Here is a 17,093-nt window from a genome sequence, read left to right as displayed (position 1 = left end):
GTACGGGCCGATGACCGGCCGGGCTCTTACAGAAAGCGTGAATCGAGATTCAACGGCGTGTCTCCTCTTTGTGTTTCTGGCCCGCCGCGATGATGCGACGCGAGCCCGGGGCCGACGGCGCGCGGACGATGCGCGCCGCCAATGTCCGATAACATTCGGCACAAGGCGCTCCCGAAGGCGAAGCTCGCGCAGTTCATCGACCGCACATCTTTTTTTCTTCACCCAGGTGCTACCCCTTGCGGCGGATTGTAGTTAAACTACAATTCAGTGTCAAAAATATTTTTATCGCACTACGGATCGCTTCCCAGCACCCCCAACACGGCGGAGACACATGCATACCGATTCCAGCTTTACCTTCGTCCTTTTCGGCGGCACCGGCGATCTGTCGATGCGCAAGATCCTGCCCGCGCTGTTCGAAGCGCACCGCGCGAACATGCTCGCGGAGAGCGGCCGGATCGTGGCCGTGGCGCGACACGAATCGGATCGGGCGGCCTATCTCGAATGGGTCGATACGCACGTGAAGCCGCATGCGGCAAAGGCCGCCGGCAACGCGCTCGACGAAGCCGCATGGAAGTCCTTCCTCGACCGCATCGAATACGTGAAGCTCGACCTCGGCCGCGCGGAAGACTACGTCGTGCTGCGCGACGCGATCTCGTCGCTGCCGGGCATCCGCGTGTTCTATCTCGCGACGGGCCCGTCGCTGTTCGTGCCGATCTGCAAGGCGCTCGCGTCGGTCGGCCTGAACGAAGGCGCACGCATCGTGCTCGAGAAACCGCTCGGCTACGACCTGAAATCGTCGAACGCGATCAACGACGCGGTCGGCGAGATCTTCGCGGAAGGCCAGATCTACCGGATCGACCACTACCTCGGCAAGGAGCCGGTGCAGAACCTGCTCGCGCTGCGTTTCGGCAATGCGCTGTTCGAGCCGCTGTGGCGCCGCGAATGGGTCGAGAGCATCCAGATCACGATCGCCGAGGAGCTCGGCGTCGAGGCGCGCGGCGATTTCTACGACAATACCGGCGCGCTGCGCGACATGGTGCAGAACCACCTGCTGCAACTGCTGTCGATCGTCGCGATGGAGCCGCCGCATTCGATGGATTCCGACTCGGTGCGCGACGAGAAGCTGCGCGTGCTGCGCGCGCTCAAGCCGGTCGATCCGCGCGACATCGGCAAGGTGGCCGTGCGCGGCCAGTATCATGCGGGCGTGATCAAGGGCGCGCAGGTGCCGGCCTACGCGACCGAGCCGGGCGTGAAACCCGACAGCCAGACCGAAACCTTCGTCGCGCTGAAGGTCGAGATCGAGAACTGGCGCTGGGCCGGCGTGCCGTTCTTCCTGCGCACCGGCAAGCGTCTGGCCGACCGCGTCGCGGAGATCGTCGTCAACTTCCGCCCGGTGCCGCACTCGGCGCTGGGCCCGACCGCGCTGCGTCCCGGCTCGAACCGCCTCGTGATCCGGCTGCAGCCGAACGAGACGATCCGCCTGTACTGCCTCGCGAAGCAGCCCGGCGAAGGGATGAACCTCGCGAGCGTGCACCTCGACCTCGCGTTCGACCAGTTCTTCAAGGAAGGGCAGATGGAGGCGTACCAGCGCCTGCTGCTCGACGTGATCAACGGCCGGCTCGCCCTGTTCGTGCGGCGCGACGAACAGGAGGCCGCATGGCGCTGGGTCGAGCCTATCCTGAACGAATGGGCGCGCTCCCTGAAGCCGCCGAAGCCGTACGCGGCGGGTACGTGGGGGCCGGCCGCGTCGAGCGCGATGCTCGCGCAGCACGACACCTGCTGGCTCGAAGAAGAGAACTGATGCAAACCGTTGCCGGGCACGATCGTGCCCGGCAACGTGCCCCACGATTCGTACGATTTGAACAGACAAAGCAGTCCGGAGGAGATGTGATCGAGATCCACGCTTTCGACACCCAGGAAGCGCAAAGCGAAGCGCTCGCGCGCGCCGTCGGCGATGCGCTACGCGCGGCGCTCGCCGGCGCCGCGCGCCCGACGCTCGCGGTGTCCGGCGGCACGAGCCCGCGCCCGTTCCTGCATACGCTGTCGCACGCGGCGCTCGACTGGGCCGGCGTCGACGTCACGCTGGTCGACGACCGCTGGGTGCCGGAGGACGACGCGGCCAGCAACGCGCAGCTCGTGCGCGACACGCTGCTGCAGCACGCGGCCGCCCCTGCCCGCTTCCTGCCGCTCGTCGACACGCGCAGCACGCTCGACGCGCACGTCGCCGCGCTGAACGCGAACGCCGACTACCGCGTACCGACCGTCGCCGTGCTCGGCATGGGCGAGGACGGCCACACCGCGTCGATCTTCGCCGACGCGCCCGAATGGGACCACGCGATCACGACGCCCGAGCGTTTCGTCGCCGTGCACCCCGGCGCCGCCCCGCATGCGCGCGTGAGCTATTCGCTCGATGCGCTCAAACGCGTCGAGCGCCTGTTCCTGCTGATCGCGGGCGAGCGCAAGCGCGCCGTGCTCGACGCCGCCGCCGCGTCGCTGCAGAAGAACGCGATTTCCCAACTGGCCAACGACAAGGGGACCCAGCTCGATGTCTACTGGTGCGCAAAGTAAGGTGGTCGTCGCGGGTCAGCATGCCGACGGTCCGCGCCTGCTCGCGGACGTCGGCGGCACCAACGCGCGCTTCGCGCTGGAAACCGGCCCGGGCGAAATCACGCAGATCCGCGTCTATCCCGGCGCCGATTACCCGACGATCACCGACGCGATCCGCAAGTATCTGAAGGACGTGAAGATCAGCCGCGTGAACCACGCGGCGATCGCGATCGCGAACCCGGTCGACGGCGACCAGGTCACGATGACCAATCACGACTGGAGCTTCTCGATCGAGGCGACGCGCCGCGCGCTCGGCTTCGACACGCTGCTCGTCGTCAACGACTTCACCGCGCTCGCGATGGCGCTGCCGGGCCTGACCGATGCGCAGCGCGTGCAGGTCGGCGGCGGCGCGCGCCGCCAGAACAGCGTGATCGGGCTGCTCGGGCCCGGTACCGGGCTCGGCGTGTCGGGCCTGATTCCGGCCGACGACCGCTGGATCGCGCTCGGCAGCGAGGGCGGCCACGCGTCGTTCGCGCCGCAGGACGAGCGTGAGGACCTGGTGCTGCAGTACGCGCGCAAGAAGTTTCCGCACGTGTCGTTCGAACGCGTGTGCGCCGGCCCCGGCATGGAGATCATCTATCGCGCGCTCGCCGCGCGCGACAAGAAGCGCGTCGCCGCGAGCGTCGACACGGTCGAGATCGTCGAGCGCGCGCATGCGGGCGACGCCCTCGCGCTCGAGACGGTCGAATGCTTCTGCGGGATTCTCGGCGCGTTCGCGGGCAACGTCGCGCTGACGCTCGGCGCGCTCGGCGGCGTGTACATCGGCGGCGGCGTCGCGCTGAAGCTCGGCGAGCTGTTCACACGCTCGTCGTTCCGCGCGCGCTTCGAGGCGAAGGGCCGCTTCACGCACTATCTGCAGAACATCCCGACCTACCTGATCACCGCCGAATACCCGGCGTTCCTCGGCGTGTCGGCGATTCTCGCCGAGCAGCTGTCGAACCGCTCGGGCGGCGCGTCGTCGGCCGTGTTCGAGCGGATCCGCCAGATGCGCGACGCGCTGACGCCGGCCGAGCGCCGCGTGGCCGATCTCGCGCTGAACCATCCGCGCTCGATCATCAACGATCCGATCGTCGACATCGCGCGCAAGGCCGACGTGAGCCAGCCGACCGTGATCCGCTTCTGCCGCTCGCTCGGCTGCCAGGGGCTGTCGGACTTCAAGCTGAAGCTCGCGACCGGCCTCACCGGCACGATCCCGATGAGCCACAGCCAGGTGCATCTCGGCGATACGGCCACCGACTTCGGCGCGAAGGTGCTCGACAACACGGTGTCCGCGATCCTGCAGTTGCGCGAGCACCTGAATTTCGAGCACGTCGAGAACGCGATCGAGATCCTGAACGGCGCGCGGCGCATCGAGTTCTACGGGCTCGGCAACTCGAACATCGTCGCGCAGGACGCGCACTACAAGTTCTTCCGCTTCGGCATTCCGACGATTGCGTACGGCGACCTGTACATGCAGGCTGCGTCGGCCGCGCTGCTCGGCAAGGGCGACGTGATCGTCGCGGTGTCGAAGTCCGGCCGCGCGCCCGAGCTGCTGCGCGTGCTCGACGTCGCGATGCAGGCCGGCGCGAAGGTGATCGCGATCACGTCGAGCAACACGCCGCTCGCGAAGCGCGCGACCGTCGCGCTCGAAACCGACCACATCGAGATGCGCGAGTCGCAGCTGTCGATGATCTCGCGGATCCTGCATCTGCTGATGATCGACATTCTCGCGGTCGGCGTCGCGATCCGTCGCGCGTCGACGAACGGCGAGCTGCCCGACGCCGTCGCGCAGGCGAAGGCGCGCGCGAGCGACGACGAAACGGCCGACGTGCTCGACTGGCTGAGCCACGGCGCGTCGCCGGCGGCGAAGGACGTCGCGCGGGACTGACGCGCGGTGCGGCGGCAGCCGCTTCCTGCGTCCCAACGAAAAACGCCACCGGCGCATCGCGCGCGGTGGCGTTTTTCATTCCGCGGCCCGGCTAGCGGTTCATGCACCCGCCTTCACCGGCCGACCGTGCCAACGCAGCACCAGATAACGCCCGACGAAGCACAGCACGCCCGACACGCCGATCGTCACGCCCATCGCGAACGGCGTGCCGTCCGCGAGTGCGCCGATCGCGACGCTCGCGAGCGCGCCAAGCGCGAGCTGCATCGCGCCGAACACCGCCGCCGACGCGCCCGCGTTGTGCGGATAGCGGTGCATCAGGTCGGTCGTGCAGTTCGCGGACAGGATCCCGACCACGCCGACCACGAAGAACAGGCACACGACGATCGACCACAGCCCGCCCCACCCGGTCAGCGCGACGAGCGCGACCGCGAGCGACGCGACGGCGCTCACGAGCGACGCGGCCGCGATGATGCGCAGCGAGCCGATGCGGCCGACGAGGCGCGTGTTCGCGAAGTTGCCGATCATGATCCCGACGACGTTCAGGCCGAACAGCAGCCCGTAGTGTTGCGGCGATACGTGGAAATACTCGATGTACACGAACGGCGTCGCGGTAATGTACGAGAACATCGCCGCGAACGCCATCCCGCCGCACAGCATGTGCCCCCACGCGACCGGGTCGGACAGGATGCGCCCGTACGACGCGAACGACGCGAGCACGGCCGTGCTCTTGCGCCGCTCCTTCGGCCAGGTTTCGGGCACGCGCAGGTAGGCGGTCGCCGCGCATACCGCGCCGAACACGGCCAGCACCACGAACACGCCGCGCCAGCCGGAAAAACGCAGGATCTGGCCGCCGATCAGCGGCGCAAGCAGCGGCCCGACCGCGGTGACGATCGCGACCATCGACAGCACCTTCGCCGCATCGCTCGGCTCGTGCGCATCGCGGGCGATCGCCCGCGCGAGCACCGACGCGGCGCCGGCACCGAGCGCCTGCAGGAAGCGCACGACGATCAGCATGTCGATCGAGCCCGACACGAAACAGCCGATGCTCGCGAGCGTGAACAGCGCGATGCCGCCGAGCAGCACGGGACGGCGCCCCCACGTATCGGACAGCGGACCGTACAGCAGCATGCCGACCGAGAAGCCGGCCATGAAGCTCGTCAGCGTGCGCTGCGCGGCGCCGGCGCTGACGGAAAAGCCGTCGGCGATCGACGGCAGGCTCGGCAGGTACATGTCGGTGGCGATCGGACCGCAGGCGGCGAGCGCACCGAGCAACAGGATCAGCCGGGCATCGGGCCGGCGCCGGACGACGTGAGACATGGGTATCCGGAATGGAGCCCGCGCGCATCGCGGCGCGCGTGGCGGTGAAGACGGGAAGCCGCGCCACGGATGGCGCGTTCAGGCCCATGATTGTACGCGCAACTTTTTTGCGCGCCTCCGGCCGCGTACGATGGCGGGCGCGCAAGCGGATTCGATTAAGCTTGCCGCTCTCGTCCGATCATTTGAATGCCCGACCGAACCGATGACCGCTTTCCTGCTGATCTGGAGCCCCAAGAAATGGCCGTGGCCCGAGCTGCCCGACGTCGCCGCGCGCGTGAAGGCCGGCGAGGCCGTGCATGACGTGTGGGGCTGCGGCTTCGCACGCGGCATCCTGCCGGGCGACCGCGTGTTCCTGCACCGCGTCGCGAAGGAGCCGAAGGGCGTGTTCGGCTCCGGCTACGTGACGCGCGCGCCGTACGAGGTGCCCGATTCGTCGACGAAGCGCGGCTACCGGCTGTGCATCGACTTCGTCTACGACTGGCTGGTCGATGCACACCAGGACGTCGTGATCGCGCGCGACGCGCTGCGCGTCCACCCGTATTCGGTGCAGACCTGGGACGCGCAGTCGTCCGGCACGTCGATCAAGCCGATGGTCGAAGGTGCGCTCGAGAAACGCTGGGCCGAACTGACCGGCAAGCGCTAGCCGGGGCGGGTGCCGGACCGAATCGGGCCCCCGTTTCCGGCCCAGGCCGGCCCCCGCGCGCCGAAAGGCCGCACAAGCGCCGGCGGGCCTGCCGCGCGCGTCTCCGGTACAATCAGACGATCGTTCCGCCCAGGCGCCGCGGCCCGTGCACAGGCCCCCGCGCCCTTCTCTCGCAGGTTTCGCTCATGTCCAACAATCAGATCCTCTTCGAACGCGCCCAGAAGACCATTCCCGGCGGCGTCAACTCGCCGGTGCGCGCCTTCCGTTCGGTCGGCGGCACGCCGCGCTTCGTCGCGCGCGCGCAAGGCCCGTATTTCTGGGATGCCGACGGCAAGCAGTACATCGACTACATCGGCTCGTGGGGCCCGATGATCGTCGGCCACGTCCATCCGGAAGTGCTGTCGGCCGTGCAGAACGTGCTCGCCGACGGCTTCTCGTTCGGCGCGCCGACCGAAGCCGAGATCGAGATCGCCGAGGAAATCTGCAAGCTCGTGCCGTCGATCGAGCAGGTGCGGATGGTGTCGAGCGGCACCGAGGCCACGATGAGCGCGCTGCGTCTCGCACGCGGCTTCACGGGCCGCAGCCGCATCGTCAAGTTCGAGGGCTGCTACCACGGCCACGCGGACAGCCTGCTGGTCAAGGCCGGCTCGGGCCTGCTGACGTTCGGCAACCCGACGTCGGCCGGCGTGCCCGCCGACATCGCGAAGCACACGACCGTCCTCGAATACAACAACGTCGCCGCGCTCGAGGAAGCCTTCGGCGCGTTCGGCGACGAGATCGCCGCGGTGATCGTCGAGCCCGTCGCGGGCAACATGAACCTGGTGCGCGGCACGCCCGAATTCCTGACCGCGCTGCGCGCGCTGTGCACGAAGCACGGCGCCGTGCTGATCTTCGACGAGGTGATGTGCGGTTTCCGCGTCGCGCTCGGCGGCGCGCAGGCGTACTACGGGATCACGGCCGACCTCACCTGCCTCGGCAAGGTGATCGGCGGCGGGATGCCGGCCGCCGCGTTCGGCGGCCGCCGCGACATCATGGCTCACCTCGCGCCGCTCGGCGGCGTCTACCAGGCCGGCACGCTGTCGGGCAACCCGATCGCGGTCGCCGCGGGCCTGAAGACGCTGCAGCTGATCCAGGCGCCGGGCTTCTACGACGCGCTCACCGCGCAGACAAAGCGGCTCGCCGACGGCCTCGCGGCGGAAGCGCGCGCGGCCGGCGTGCCGTTCGCGGCCGACTCGATCGGCGCGATGTTCGGCCTCTACTTCGCGGAGCGCGTGCCGACGAGCTTCGCGGAAGTCACGAAGAGCGACACCGGGCGCTTCAACCGCTTCTTCCACCTGATGCTCGACGAGGGCGTGTACTTCGCGCCGTCGGCCTACGAGGCCGGCTTCGTGTCGAGCACGCACGACGACGCGGTGATCGACGCGACGCTCGTGGCCGCGCGCCGCGCGTTCGCGGCACTCGCTGCCTGACCCGGGGCCGCGCGCATGTTCTCGGATATCGATTTCGCCCACATGCAGCGCGCGCTCGCGCTCGCCGCGCGCGGCATGTATACGACGGCGCCGAACCCGCGCGTCGGCTGCGTGATCGTCAAGGACGGCGACGTGATCGGCGAAGGCTTCACGCAGCCGGCCGGCCAGGATCACGCGGAAGTGCAGGCGCTGAAGGATGCACGCGCACGCGGATACGACGTCGCGGGTTCGACCGTCTACGTGACGCTCGAACCGTGCAGCCATTTCGGCCGCACGCCGCCGTGCGCGAACGCGCTGATCGAGGCGCGCGTCGCGAAGGTCGTCGCCGCGATGGAAGACCCGAACCCGCAGGTGTCGGGGCGCGGCCTCGGCATGCTGCGCGACGCGGGCATCGACGTGCGCTGCGGATTGCTCGCGCATGAAGCCGGCGAGCTGAACATCGGTTTCGTGTCGCGGATGACGCGCGGCCGCCCGTGGGTGCGGATGAAGGCCGCCGCGTCGCTCGACGGCCGCACCGCGCTGCCGTCCGGCGAAAGCCAGTGGATCACCGGCGAGGCCGCGCGCCTCGACGGGCACGCCTGGCGTGCGCGCGCCTGCGCGATCCTGACCGGCATCGGCACCGTGCGCGAGGACAATCCGCTGCTGACCGTGCGCGGCATCGACACGCCGCGCCAGCCGCAACGCATCCTCGTGGACAGCCGCCTCGACCTGCCGCTCGACGCGCGGCTGCTCGAGGGCGCCCCGCTGCTGATCTTCTGCGGACGGCTCGACGCCGGCGGCGAAATGCGCGCGAACGTGCTGAAGTCGCGCGGCGCCGAAATCGTGCCGCTCGCGAACGCGCACGGCAAGGTCGACCTGCCGGCGATGCTGGCGGCGCTCGGCGCGCGCGGCGTCAACGAATTGCACGTCGAGGCCGGCCACAAGCTGAACGGCTCGCTGCTGCGCGAACAGTGCGTCGACGAATTGCTCGTCTATCTCGCACCGAGCCTGCTGGGCACCGACGCGGCCGGCATGTTCGACCTCGCCGCGCCGGCGCATCTCGATGCGCGCACGCGACTGTCGTTCCACGGCGTCGAGCGGATCGGCGACGACCTGCGGATCCTCGCGCGTGTCGCGCCGCCCGACACGCGTCACTGAACGAAACCGTCACGATGTTCACTGGAATTGTCGCGGCCGTCGGCCGCATCGAATCGATCCGTCCGCTCGGCACGTCCGCCGACGCCGGCGTGCGCCTGACCGTGCAGGCCGGCGGGCTCGATCTCGCCGATGTCGCGCTCGGCGACAGCATCGCGATCCAGGGTGCCTGCATGACGGTGATCGAGAAGACCGACACCGCGTTCGACGTCGACGTGTCGCGCGAAAGCCTGAACCGCACGGTCGGCCTCGCCCAGCCCGGCGAAGTGAACCTCGAGAAGGCGCTGCGTGCGCACGACCGCCTCGGCGGGCACATCGTGTCGGGCCACGTCGACGGCCTCGGCACCGTGTCGCGCTTCGCGCCGGTCGGCGAATCGCACGAACTGCGCATCGTCGCGCCGCGCGAGCTCGGCCGCTATCTCGCGTACAAGGGGTCGATCACGGTCAACGGCGTGAGCCTGACCGTCAACACGATCGATGATCGCGCGGACGGCTGCGAGTTCTCGATCAACCTGATTCCGCATACGGTCGAGGTCACGACGCTGCGCCATGTGAAGGCCGGCGACAAGGTGAACCTCGAAGTCGACATGATCGCGCGCTATGTCGAGCGGATGCTGTCATCGTCGCAGGGCGCGCATCAGGACTGATCGCAGCGGCCACCGTCGAAGCGGCGGCTGACGGCCCGACATCCGGATATCGGCGGTCGCCGTTTTTCGACATCCTGCCCGGCCCTCATCCGCCGGCATTCCGCCGGCGCTCAGGTATCCGCGCCGCCTCCGCCCGCCCGCACCAGAATCGTGTCGAGCAGTTGCCGGACATGCGCCCGTGCCGCGCGCTCGGCGCCATCCGCATCGCGCTTCGCGATCATGTCGAACACCTGCCGGTGTTCGGCGACGTTCCCGCCCAGCCGCTCCCAGTCGTCCATCGGGCTCGCACCGCCCGCACACATCGTCTGCACCTGCGCGTACAGCGCCCTGAGCGACGTCTCGATCGTCGTATTGCGCGCGGCGGCGAGCAGCCCGTGGTGGAAATCGAGGTTGGCGACGCGGTATGCGCCGCCGTCGCGGCGGTCGAACGCGCGGGCCTGCCGCACCAGCGCTTCGTCCAGCGCTGCGCGCTCGTCGGGTGTCATGCGCTGCGCCGCCAGGCGCGCGGCCATGCCTTCGAGCGCTTCTCGCGCCTCGAAGATGGCCACGACCCGCGCGCGGTCGAACGCGATCACGAACACGCCCTGGCGCGGCACGACCTGCAGCAGCCCCTCGGCCTCCAGACGCGAGACCGCCGCCCACACGGGCGAGCGGCTGATGCCGAGATCGCGCGACAGCGCTTCGATGCTGATCTTTTCGCCCGCCGCGAAGCGCGCTTCGTCGACCAGCATCTCCCGGATCGCCCCGTAGGCGTCGCGCCCCAGGGTCGTGCGCTCGAGTGCGGCGCGCGTCATGCCGGCCGCCGGCGACGTGCGATGTGGAGCCCCTTGCCGACCGGCACGATCGTCGTGTCGAACTCGCGCGTCGCGTCGACCGCGGCGAGATAAGCGGCGATTTCATCCGGATGGGACAGTGCGTTGTCGGCGACGAGCAGCGCATCGGCCGTCAGCTTCGGCAACAGGTGCGCCAGTTGACGCGGCGCGCTCACGCGGTCGGCATCGAAGAATACGCAATCGAACGGGCCCGTCACGGCCACGCAGACCTGCGTCGCCTCGCCTTCGATCACCTGCGCCCAGTCCTGCAGCGACGCCGCGCGCAGGTTGGCCCTCGCCTGCCCGGCCTTCTCCGGTGAACACTCGACGGTGACGAGCGGCTGCCCGTCCGTTTCGCGCAGCGCATGCGCGAGCCAGATCGCGCTGTAGCCGTTGGACGTGCCGATTTCGAGCATGCGCCGACGCCGCGCGCCGGTGACGAGCAGGTACAGCAGCTCGGCCGTAGGCAGTTCGAGGTTGAGCATCTTGCGGCTGCGGTCGGCCATCCGCGCGTCGTTTTCCTGGCCGAAGGACGCCAGCCGGGCAAGGACGGCCGACGCGGCACTGTCGAGTTCGATCATGCAGGTCTCCGTTGCTTCATATTTCGTGTTTCGTGTTTCATGATACGACAATTTCCGGATCGCGGCGCGATACCCGCGAGGGCCGCGATTCCGGCGTGCCTGAAACCGCGCCAGCGGGACCGGCGGCCATTCGGTCCGAGGACTCCCGGCCGAATGGCCAACGACGCGCACGGGCCGTGCCGTCGCGCTAAGATGCGTCGACAGCGGTTTCAACGCCGCCACGCACGACGCGCCGCACACCGGCCGCCCCTCTTCCCACAGGAGTCGTTCCCATGTCCATCTCGATGTACCAGGCCTCGCTGCCCGTCCTGATCCGCGGCCTGACCAACCTGCAGCACATCCTCGGCAAGGCGCAGGCGCACGCGGCCGAGAAGCAGATCGATCCGTCGGTGTTCACCGGCGCACGCCTCTACCCGGACATGCTGCCGCTCGTCCGCCAGGTCTATATCGCGACCGATACGGCGAAGGGCTGCGCCGCACGGCTCGCCGGCACCGAGATCCCGAGCTTTCCCGACGTCGAGCAGACCTTCGACGAACTGCACGCGCGCATCCAGAAGACGATCGACTACCTGAAAGGCTTCGACGCCGCGCAGATCGACGGCAGCGAGACGCGCCAGATCGTGCTGAAGATGCGCGTCGGCCCGATCGAGTTCACCGGCCAGTCGTACCTGCTGAGCTTCGTGCTGCCCAATTTCTTCTTCCACGTGACGACCGCCTACGACATCCTGCGCCACAGCGGCGTCGAGCTCGGCAAGCTCGACTACCTCGGCGGACGCGACCAGCACGCGTGACGCGCGGCCGGGATCCGCCCGGCCCGCCACCGTCCGCACCCGCGCGCCGGTCACGCGCGGCGGCCCGCCGGGCCCGCCGCGCAGGCCGCCCGCGACACGTTCCGGGGCCCTTGCCCGACGCGCGCGGCCCATGCCAGCCGAAACGCCGTCCGGCTGGCGTAAAATACGCACTTTCCTCTTTCTCGCCCCCTTATGACGCTCGCCTCCACGCTCGACATCATCGCCGAGCTGAAAGCCGGCCGGATGGTGATCCTGGTCGACGAAGAAGACCGCGAAAACGAGGGCGACCTCGTGATCGCCGCCGAATTCGTCACGCCGGAAGCGATCAACTTCATGGCCAGGTACGGCCGCGGCCTGGTTTGTCTGACGTTGACGCAGGAACGCTGCAAGCAGCTGCACCTGCCGCTGATGACCTACCGCAACGGCACGCAGTACGGCACCGCGTTCACGGTCAGCATCGAAGCGGCCGAAGGCGTGACGACCGGCATCTCGGCCGCCGACCGTGCGCACACGATCGCCACGGCGGTCGCGCACGACGTGCGCCCCGAGCACATCGTGCAGCCGGGCCACGTGTTCCCGATCATGGCGCAGCCGGGCGGCGTGCTCGTGCGTGCGGGCCACACCGAGGCCGGCTGCGACTTCACCGCGCTCGCGGGCCTCACGCCGGCCGCGGTGATCTGCGAGATCATCAAGGACGACGGCACGATGGCGCGCCTGCCGGACCTGATCGAGTTCGCGAAGGAACACAACCTGAAGATCGGCACGATCGCCGACCTGATCCAGTACCGCAGCCGCACGGAATCGATCATCGAACGGATCGCCGAGCGCACGATGCAGACCGCTCACGGCACGTTCCGCACGGTGCTGTACCGCGACCAGCCGAGCGGCTCGCCGCACATCGCGCTGGTGCGCGGCACGCCGTCGCCCGACGTCGATACGCCGGTGCGCGTGCACGAGCCGCTGTCGGTGCTCGACCTGCTCGAGACGGGCGTGTCGACGCACTCGTGGACGCTCGACGCCGCCATGCGCGACATCGCGGAACGCGACCTCGGCGTGATCGTGCTGCTCAACTGCGGCGACACCAAGGAACACCTGATCGACGTCTTCAAGGCGTTCGACGAGGAAGAAAAGGCGGCCGCGCTCAAGCGCCGGCCGGTCGATTTCAAGACGTTCGGCATCGGCGCGCAGATCCTGCGCGATGTCGGCGTCGGCAAGATGCAGGTGCTGTCGAATCCGCGCAAGCTGGGCAGCATGTCCGGCTACGGCCTCGAAGTCACGGGCTTCATTCCGATGCCCGGCGGCGAAGCCAAGTCCTGCCCGGCGTCCAACGCGTAACCCGCCACGGCGCTTTCGCCCTATAACCGTTCATCCACACCACGGACAAGATCATGGAAATCGGACAATACCAACCGAATCTCGAAGGCGACGGCCTGCGTATCGGCATCGTGCAATCGCGCTTCAACGAGCCGGTGTGCAACGGCCTCGCCGACGCATGCGTCGAGGAACTGGAACGCCTCGGCGTCACCGGTGAAGACGTGCTGCTCGTGTCGGTGCCCGGCGCGCTGGAAATCCCGCTCGCGCTGCAGAAGCTCGCCGAAAGCGGCCAGTTCGACGCGCTGATCGCGCTCGGCGCGGTGATCCGCGGCGAGACCTACCACTTCGAACTCGTGTCGAACGAGAGCGGCGCGGGCATCACCCGCATCGGCCTCGACTTCAACCTGCCGATCGCGAACGCGGTCCTGACGACCGAAAACGACGAGCAGGCCGTCGCGCGCATGACCGAAAAGGGTCGTGACGCCGCACGCGTCGCCGTCGAGATGGCCAACCTGACGATGGCCCTCGACCAGCTCGGCGACGACGAGGACGAAGAGGAAGACGAAGACGACGAAGAGGAGCGCGCATGAAGAAGAGCGCCCGCCGACAATCGCGCGAGCTGGCGACGCAAGGCCTCTACCAGTGGCTGCTGTCGAACGCGTCCTCCGGCGAGATCGACGCGCAACTGCGCGGCGCGCTCGGTTACGACAAGGCTGACAAGGAGCTGCTCGACGCGATCCTGCACGGCGTGATCCGCGAGCACGCCACGCTCGTCGACGCGCTGACGCCGTCGCTGGACCGTCCGATCGACCAGCTTTCGCCGGTCGAACGCGCGGTGCTGCTGATCGCGACGTTCGAGCTCACGCACCACGTCGAAACACCGTACCGCGTGATCATCAACGAAGCGGTCGAACTCGCGAAGACGTTCGGCGGCTCCGACGGCTACAAGTACGTGAACGGCGTGCTCGACAAGCTCGCCGCGAAGCTGCGCCCTGCAGAAACGCAGGCACGCCGCAACGGCTGACACCGTTGGTCTGTTCACGGGCGCGCAAGCGCCCGTTTTTCATTCTTTCTCCCCTCCGCCCTGCCCGCCGATGAATACCACCGCCGATTCGCTCGTCACGCTCGCCGCACGCGTCGACGCGATCCAGCCCTTCCATGTGATGGAACTGATGAAGGAGGCACAGCGGCTCGAGTCCCTTGGACGCGATGTTATCCACATGGGCATCGGCGAGCCCGATTTCACCGCGCCGGAGCCCGTCGTCGAAGCGGCCGCGGCCGCGCTGCGCCGCGGGGTCACGCAGTACACGAGCGCGCTCGGCATTGCGCCGCTGCGCGAGGCGATCGCCGCCCACTATGCGCGCGCGTACGGCCTCGCGATCAGCCCGGAGCGGATCGTCGTGACGGCCGGCGCATCGGCCGCGCTGCTGCTCGCGTGCCTCGCACTCGTGGGCCGTGACGACGAAGTGCTGATGCCCGACCCGTCGTATCCCTGCAACCGGCATTTCGTCGCGGCGGCCGAAGGCCGCGCGGTGCTCGTGCCGAGCGGCCCGGACGCGCGCTTCCAGCTCACCGAGAACGATGTCCGCACGCGCTGGGGCGACCGCACCCGCGGCGTGCTGCTCGCGTCGCCGTCGAACCCGACCGGCACGTCGCTCGAACCGGACGAACTGAAGCGGATCGTCGAGGCCGTGCGCGCCCGCGGCGGTTTCACGATCGTCGACGAGATCTACCAGGGGCTCAGCTACGACGCGGCGCCCGTGTCGGCACTGTCGTTCGGCGACGACGTGATCACCGTGAACAGCTTCTCGAAGTATTTCAGCATGACGGGCTGGCGGCTCGGCTGGCTCGTCGTGCCGCCCGCACTGGTCGGCACCTTCGAGAAGCTGTCGCAGAACCTGTTCATCTGCCCGTCCGCGCTCGCGCAGCATGCAGCGCTCGCGTGCTTCGAACCGGCCACGCTCGACCTTTATGAAGCGCGCCGCCTCGAATTCAAGCGCCGCCGCGATTTCATCGTGCCGGCGCTCGAACGGCTCGGCTTCACGGTCCCCGTGATGCCCGACGGTGCGTTCTACGTGTACGCGCATTGCGGCGGCGTCGCCCACCCGGCAGCCGGCGACAGCGCCGCACTCACGCAGGCGATGCTGCACGACGCCGGCGTCGTGCTGGTTCCCGGCATGGACTTCGGCGTCCATGCGCCGCGCGACTATATCCGCCTGTCGTATGCGACGGCCTACCCGCGGCTCGAAGAGGCGGTCGACCGGCTCGCGACGCTGTTCGGACAGCACTGACGCCGCGGCCCGCACACGGGCGTTTCACCCGCCGCAAAAAGAAAAGGCACCCGGATCGGGTGCCTTTTTCATGGCCTGCCGGCCGGAATCGCGCGAAACGCGTGACGTTACGCGCCGAGCTCCGAACGATCGCCGTGCGACTGCTTCGCGGTGTCGACGCTCGCGTCGTCCTGCGGCGACGCTTCCTTCGGCGCGGCCTTCACCGACGTCGCGCTGTCGAGCGTCGCGTGCACGCGCTTTGCGCCGCCTGCCGCCGCCGTCACGGCGGCCGTGACGATCGGCTTCGCCGGCTGGGCCGGTGCCTGCGGTGCGTTGATCGGCACGCTGCGGCCGCGCGCGACGTCGCGCAGGCGGCCGCGCTCGGCCATCACCTTCGAACCGTAGCCGTTGTCGTCGGGGTTCGTCGAACCGTTGTACATGCGCAAGCCGTTCGCGAGCGAGCCGCCGCGTGCGATGCAGTCCTTCAGCACCAGCGCGCCGACCTGCAGGTTCGCGAGCGGCTGCAGCGCCGTATCGGTGCCGCCGAAATATTCGAACTTGTCGGAATGGACCTTCGACATGACCTGCATCAGGCCCTTCGCGCCGACGCCGCTTTCGGCATACGGGTTGAAGCCCGACTCGATCGCCATCACGGACAGCAGCAGCAGCGGATCGAGGCCGACGTCGCGGCCGGTCTGGAACGCCGCCTTGACGAGCTGGCCGAGCGGCTCCTGCGCGACGCGGTAACGGCGCGACAGGTAGGTCGCGACGAGCGCCTGTTCGCGGTTCGACGCCAGCGCACGATCGTCGCGCGCATCGGCGGCAACCCGCTGGGCGGGAATCAGCTTGGCCAGCGCGACCGGCGACGGGCCGTTGCGGGCCGGATCGGATGCATCGGCCTGGGCGCCCGGTGCGGCGGCTTCCGGTGCGACGTCGAGGCCGACCGCGAGCGCGTCCGCTTCAGGCGCATCTTCCTGCTGCGGCTGCGCGCCGGCAGGCGCGAAGTTCGGCAGCGGATGGCCGGACAGCAAACGGGCGGGCCCGGCCTGCACGGCCGCGGATACGACCGGCATCAGCTTCGCGGCGAGCGTGCCGCGGACGGTTGGCAGCAGCCACAGTGCAAGCGCAACCGCGACAGCGAAACAGCCGACAACGCTGAATAGATGGTGACTGACACGCGTCCCGCGACGCAGCATGTTGCGCACGATCTGCGCATGCTGCTCATTGGGACGCCACGATAACCAAGCGTTCATTCAGATCATCTCCCATGAACATGACTCGTGCGGCTCGCTCAGCTCGATGGCGAGACAGAAAACGCGCCGCGGAATCACGACGCCGCACGCCTTGGTTGGGACGTGCAGGCATCGGGGAAACGGTATAAGTACCGTTCGAGGCCACGGTGTAAGAGGGCCGGCACCTTCGCACAATGGGCGAGGCGGGCATACGCGGTGGCACCCACGCAAAAAACCAGCGTCTGGTAGCGCTGGCTGGGACTACGACTAAGGCCGTCGGATACGCCGTGCAGGATTCGGCGGACGGTGACGCGCTGCGTCAAAGATCGGTGATTGGCGGCTCGAAGCCTTTTACCCTGCAGCCAATGTGAGCGGATTCTAGCAGGGTTTTATAGATCGTCAACACTAT

At 68.6% G+C, this 17,093-nt stretch carries 16 protein-coding genes; 12 read left to right on the top strand and 4 right to left on the bottom strand.

Annotated features, from left to right (window positions below; translation table 11 throughout):
• Positions 1-331 precede the first annotated feature (331 nt).
• The 3 genes from zwf to AC0KUR_RS24910 all read left to right on the top strand — a co-directional run bounded on the left by zwf (position 332) and on the right by AC0KUR_RS24910 (position 4,474).
• Positions 332-1,801 carry a glucose-6-phosphate dehydrogenase gene (zwf, locus tag AC0KUR_RS24920; RefSeq protein WP_034187342.1) on the top strand — a complete coding sequence of 490 codons (1,470 nt, stop codon included), beginning with the start codon at positions 332-334 and terminating at the stop codon, positions 1,799-1,801.
• A gap of 86 nt (positions 1,802-1,887) precedes the next feature.
• A complete protein-coding gene (gene pgl / locus AC0KUR_RS24915) occupies positions 1,888-2,568 on the top strand; it encodes a 6-phosphogluconolactonase (protein WP_175027371.1) in 681 nt (226 codons plus the stop codon).
• Positions 2,546-4,474: a bifunctional transcriptional regulator/glucokinase gene (locus AC0KUR_RS24910; protein ID WP_473376545.1), complete on the top strand. Its 1,929-nt coding sequence runs from the start codon at positions 2,546-2,548 to the stop codon at positions 4,472-4,474. The genes pgl and AC0KUR_RS24910 overlap by 23 nt, the downstream gene beginning before the upstream one ends.
• Before the next feature lie 99 nt (positions 4,475-4,573).
• On the opposite strand, the gene AC0KUR_RS24905 is transcribed toward AC0KUR_RS24910, so the two are convergent.
• The gene (locus AC0KUR_RS24905) at positions 4,574-5,791 is read right to left on the bottom strand and encodes a Bcr/CflA family multidrug efflux MFS transporter (protein WP_069706110.1); all 1,218 of its coding nucleotides are present in this window, start codon (positions 5,789-5,791) and stop codon (positions 4,574-4,576) included.
• A 202-nt stretch (positions 5,792-5,993) separates the two neighbouring features.
• On the opposite strand from AC0KUR_RS24905, the gene AC0KUR_RS24900 reads away from it, so the two are divergent.
• From AC0KUR_RS24900 to AC0KUR_RS24885, 4 genes are all read left to right on the top strand, one after another.
• Positions 5,994-6,434, top strand: a complete 441-nt coding sequence (locus tag AC0KUR_RS24900; RefSeq protein ID WP_473376544.1) for a hypothetical protein — start codon at positions 5,994-5,996, stop codon at positions 6,432-6,434.
• A 185-nt stretch (positions 6,435-6,619) separates the two neighbouring features.
• On the top strand, positions 6,620-7,903 hold the full coding sequence (gene hemL / locus AC0KUR_RS24895; RefSeq protein WP_473376543.1) for a glutamate-1-semialdehyde 2,1-aminomutase: 1,284 nt from the start codon (positions 6,620-6,622) through the stop codon (positions 7,901-7,903).
• A gap of 15 nt (positions 7,904-7,918) precedes the next feature.
• Positions 7,919-9,040, top strand: coding sequence for a bifunctional diaminohydroxyphosphoribosylaminopyrimidine deaminase/5-amino-6-(5-phosphoribosylamino)uracil reductase RibD (gene ribD, locus AC0KUR_RS24890; protein WP_175027369.1), 1,122 nt, complete (start codon positions 7,919-7,921; stop codon positions 9,038-9,040).
• 14 nt (positions 9,041-9,054) lie between these two features.
• Positions 9,055-9,684, top strand: a complete 630-nt coding sequence (locus AC0KUR_RS24885; RefSeq protein WP_034187333.1) for a riboflavin synthase — start codon at positions 9,055-9,057, stop codon at positions 9,682-9,684.
• Between the two features lie 110 nt (positions 9,685-9,794).
• On the opposite strand, the gene AC0KUR_RS24880 is transcribed toward AC0KUR_RS24885, so the two are convergent.
• Together AC0KUR_RS24880 and AC0KUR_RS24875 are read right to left on the bottom strand one after the other, a co-directional pair.
• Positions 9,795-10,478 carry a GntR family transcriptional regulator gene (locus AC0KUR_RS24880; protein ID WP_473376542.1) on the bottom strand — a complete coding sequence of 228 codons (684 nt, stop codon included), beginning with the start codon at positions 10,476-10,478 and terminating at the stop codon, positions 9,795-9,797.
• The gene (locus AC0KUR_RS24875) at positions 10,475-11,077 is read right to left on the bottom strand and encodes an O-methyltransferase (protein ID WP_473376541.1); all 603 of its coding nucleotides are present in this window, start codon (positions 11,075-11,077) and stop codon (positions 10,475-10,477) included. Before AC0KUR_RS24875 ends, AC0KUR_RS24880 begins: the two co-directional genes overlap by 4 nt.
• A 272-nt stretch (positions 11,078-11,349) precedes the next feature.
• Here AC0KUR_RS24875 and AC0KUR_RS24870 point away from each other — a divergent pair, with 272 nt between their 5' ends.
• The 5 genes from AC0KUR_RS24870 to AC0KUR_RS24850 all read left to right on the top strand — a co-directional run bounded on the left by AC0KUR_RS24870 (position 11,350) and on the right by AC0KUR_RS24850 (position 15,473).
• On the top strand, positions 11,350-11,868 hold the full coding sequence (locus AC0KUR_RS24870; RefSeq protein ID WP_034187331.1) for a DUF1993 domain-containing protein: 519 nt from the start codon (positions 11,350-11,352) through the stop codon (positions 11,866-11,868).
• A 192-nt stretch (positions 11,869-12,060) separates the two neighbouring features.
• A complete protein-coding gene (ribBA, locus tag AC0KUR_RS24865; RefSeq protein WP_034187330.1) occupies positions 12,061-13,203 on the top strand; it encodes a bifunctional 3,4-dihydroxy-2-butanone-4-phosphate synthase/GTP cyclohydrolase II in 1,143 nt (380 codons plus the stop codon).
• A gap of 53 nt (positions 13,204-13,256) precedes the next feature.
• Entirely contained in the window at positions 13,257-13,772 is a 516-nt protein-coding gene (gene ribH, locus AC0KUR_RS24860) for a 6,7-dimethyl-8-ribityllumazine synthase (protein ID WP_006476661.1), read from the top strand.
• Positions 13,769-14,206 carry a transcription antitermination factor NusB gene (nusB, locus tag AC0KUR_RS24855; RefSeq protein ID WP_034187329.1) on the top strand — a complete coding sequence of 146 codons (438 nt, stop codon included), beginning with the start codon at positions 13,769-13,771 and terminating at the stop codon, positions 14,204-14,206. Before ribH ends, nusB begins: the two co-directional genes overlap by 4 nt.
• Positions 14,207-14,276: 70 nt before the next feature.
• Positions 14,277-15,473 carry a pyridoxal phosphate-dependent aminotransferase gene (locus AC0KUR_RS24850; protein WP_059557162.1) on the top strand — a complete coding sequence of 399 codons (1,197 nt, stop codon included), beginning with the start codon at positions 14,277-14,279 and terminating at the stop codon, positions 15,471-15,473.
• Between the two features lie 107 nt (positions 15,474-15,580).
• Here AC0KUR_RS24850 and AC0KUR_RS24845 read toward each other — a convergent pair whose 3' ends face one another.
• Positions 15,581-16,705 carry a lytic transglycosylase domain-containing protein gene (locus tag AC0KUR_RS24845; RefSeq protein WP_226251652.1) on the bottom strand — a complete coding sequence of 375 codons (1,125 nt, stop codon included), beginning with the start codon at positions 16,703-16,705 and terminating at the stop codon, positions 15,581-15,583.
• Between the last annotated feature and the right edge of the window lie 388 nt (positions 16,706-17,093).

It is taken from the genome of Burkholderia sp. YHN3-13 (assembly GCF_055810675.1).
This window is presented reverse-complemented; position numbering and strand designations above follow the sequence as displayed.

Bases quoted from the DNA above. Each gene is read 5' to 3' on its own strand.
- AC0KUR_RS24900 (WP_473376544.1), top strand. From the start codon at position 5,994: ATGACCGCTTTCCTGCTGATCTGGAGCCCCAAGAAATGGCCGTGGCCC.
- nusB (WP_034187329.1), top strand. From the start codon at position 13,769: ATGAAGAAGAGCGCCCGCCGACAATCGCGCGAGCTGGCGACGCAAGGC.
- AC0KUR_RS24880 (WP_473376542.1), bottom strand. From the start codon at position 10,478: ATGACGCGCGCCGCACTCGAGCGCACGACCCTGGGGCGCGACGCCTAC.
- AC0KUR_RS24885 (WP_034187333.1), top strand. From the start codon at position 9,055: ATGTTCACTGGAATTGTCGCGGCCGTCGGCCGCATCGAATCGATCCGT.
- zwf (WP_034187342.1), top strand. From the start codon at position 332: ATGCATACCGATTCCAGCTTTACCTTCGTCCTTTTCGGCGGCACCGGC.
- ribD (WP_175027369.1), top strand. From the start codon at position 7,919: ATGTTCTCGGATATCGATTTCGCCCACATGCAGCGCGCGCTCGCGCTC.
- ribH (WP_006476661.1), top strand. From the start codon at position 13,257: ATGGAAATCGGACAATACCAACCGAATCTCGAAGGCGACGGCCTGCGT.
- AC0KUR_RS24870 (WP_034187331.1), top strand. From the start codon at position 11,350: ATGTCCATCTCGATGTACCAGGCCTCGCTGCCCGTCCTGATCCGCGGC.
- AC0KUR_RS24850 (WP_059557162.1), top strand. From the start codon at position 14,277: ATGAATACCACCGCCGATTCGCTCGTCACGCTCGCCGCACGCGTCGAC.
- ribBA (WP_034187330.1), top strand. From the start codon at position 12,061: ATGACGCTCGCCTCCACGCTCGACATCATCGCCGAGCTGAAAGCCGGC.
- AC0KUR_RS24905 (WP_069706110.1), bottom strand. From the start codon at position 5,791: ATGTCTCACGTCGTCCGGCGCCGGCCCGATGCCCGGCTGATCCTGTTG.
- AC0KUR_RS24875 (WP_473376541.1), bottom strand. From the start codon at position 11,077: ATGATCGAACTCGACAGTGCCGCGTCGGCCGTCCTTGCCCGGCTGGCG.
- hemL (WP_473376543.1), top strand. From the start codon at position 6,620: ATGTCCAACAATCAGATCCTCTTCGAACGCGCCCAGAAGACCATTCCC.
- AC0KUR_RS24910 (WP_473376545.1), top strand. From the start codon at position 2,546: ATGTCTACTGGTGCGCAAAGTAAGGTGGTCGTCGCGGGTCAGCATGCC.
- AC0KUR_RS24845 (WP_226251652.1), bottom strand. From the start codon at position 16,705: ATGAACGCTTGGTTATCGTGGCGTCCCAATGAGCAGCATGCGCAGATC.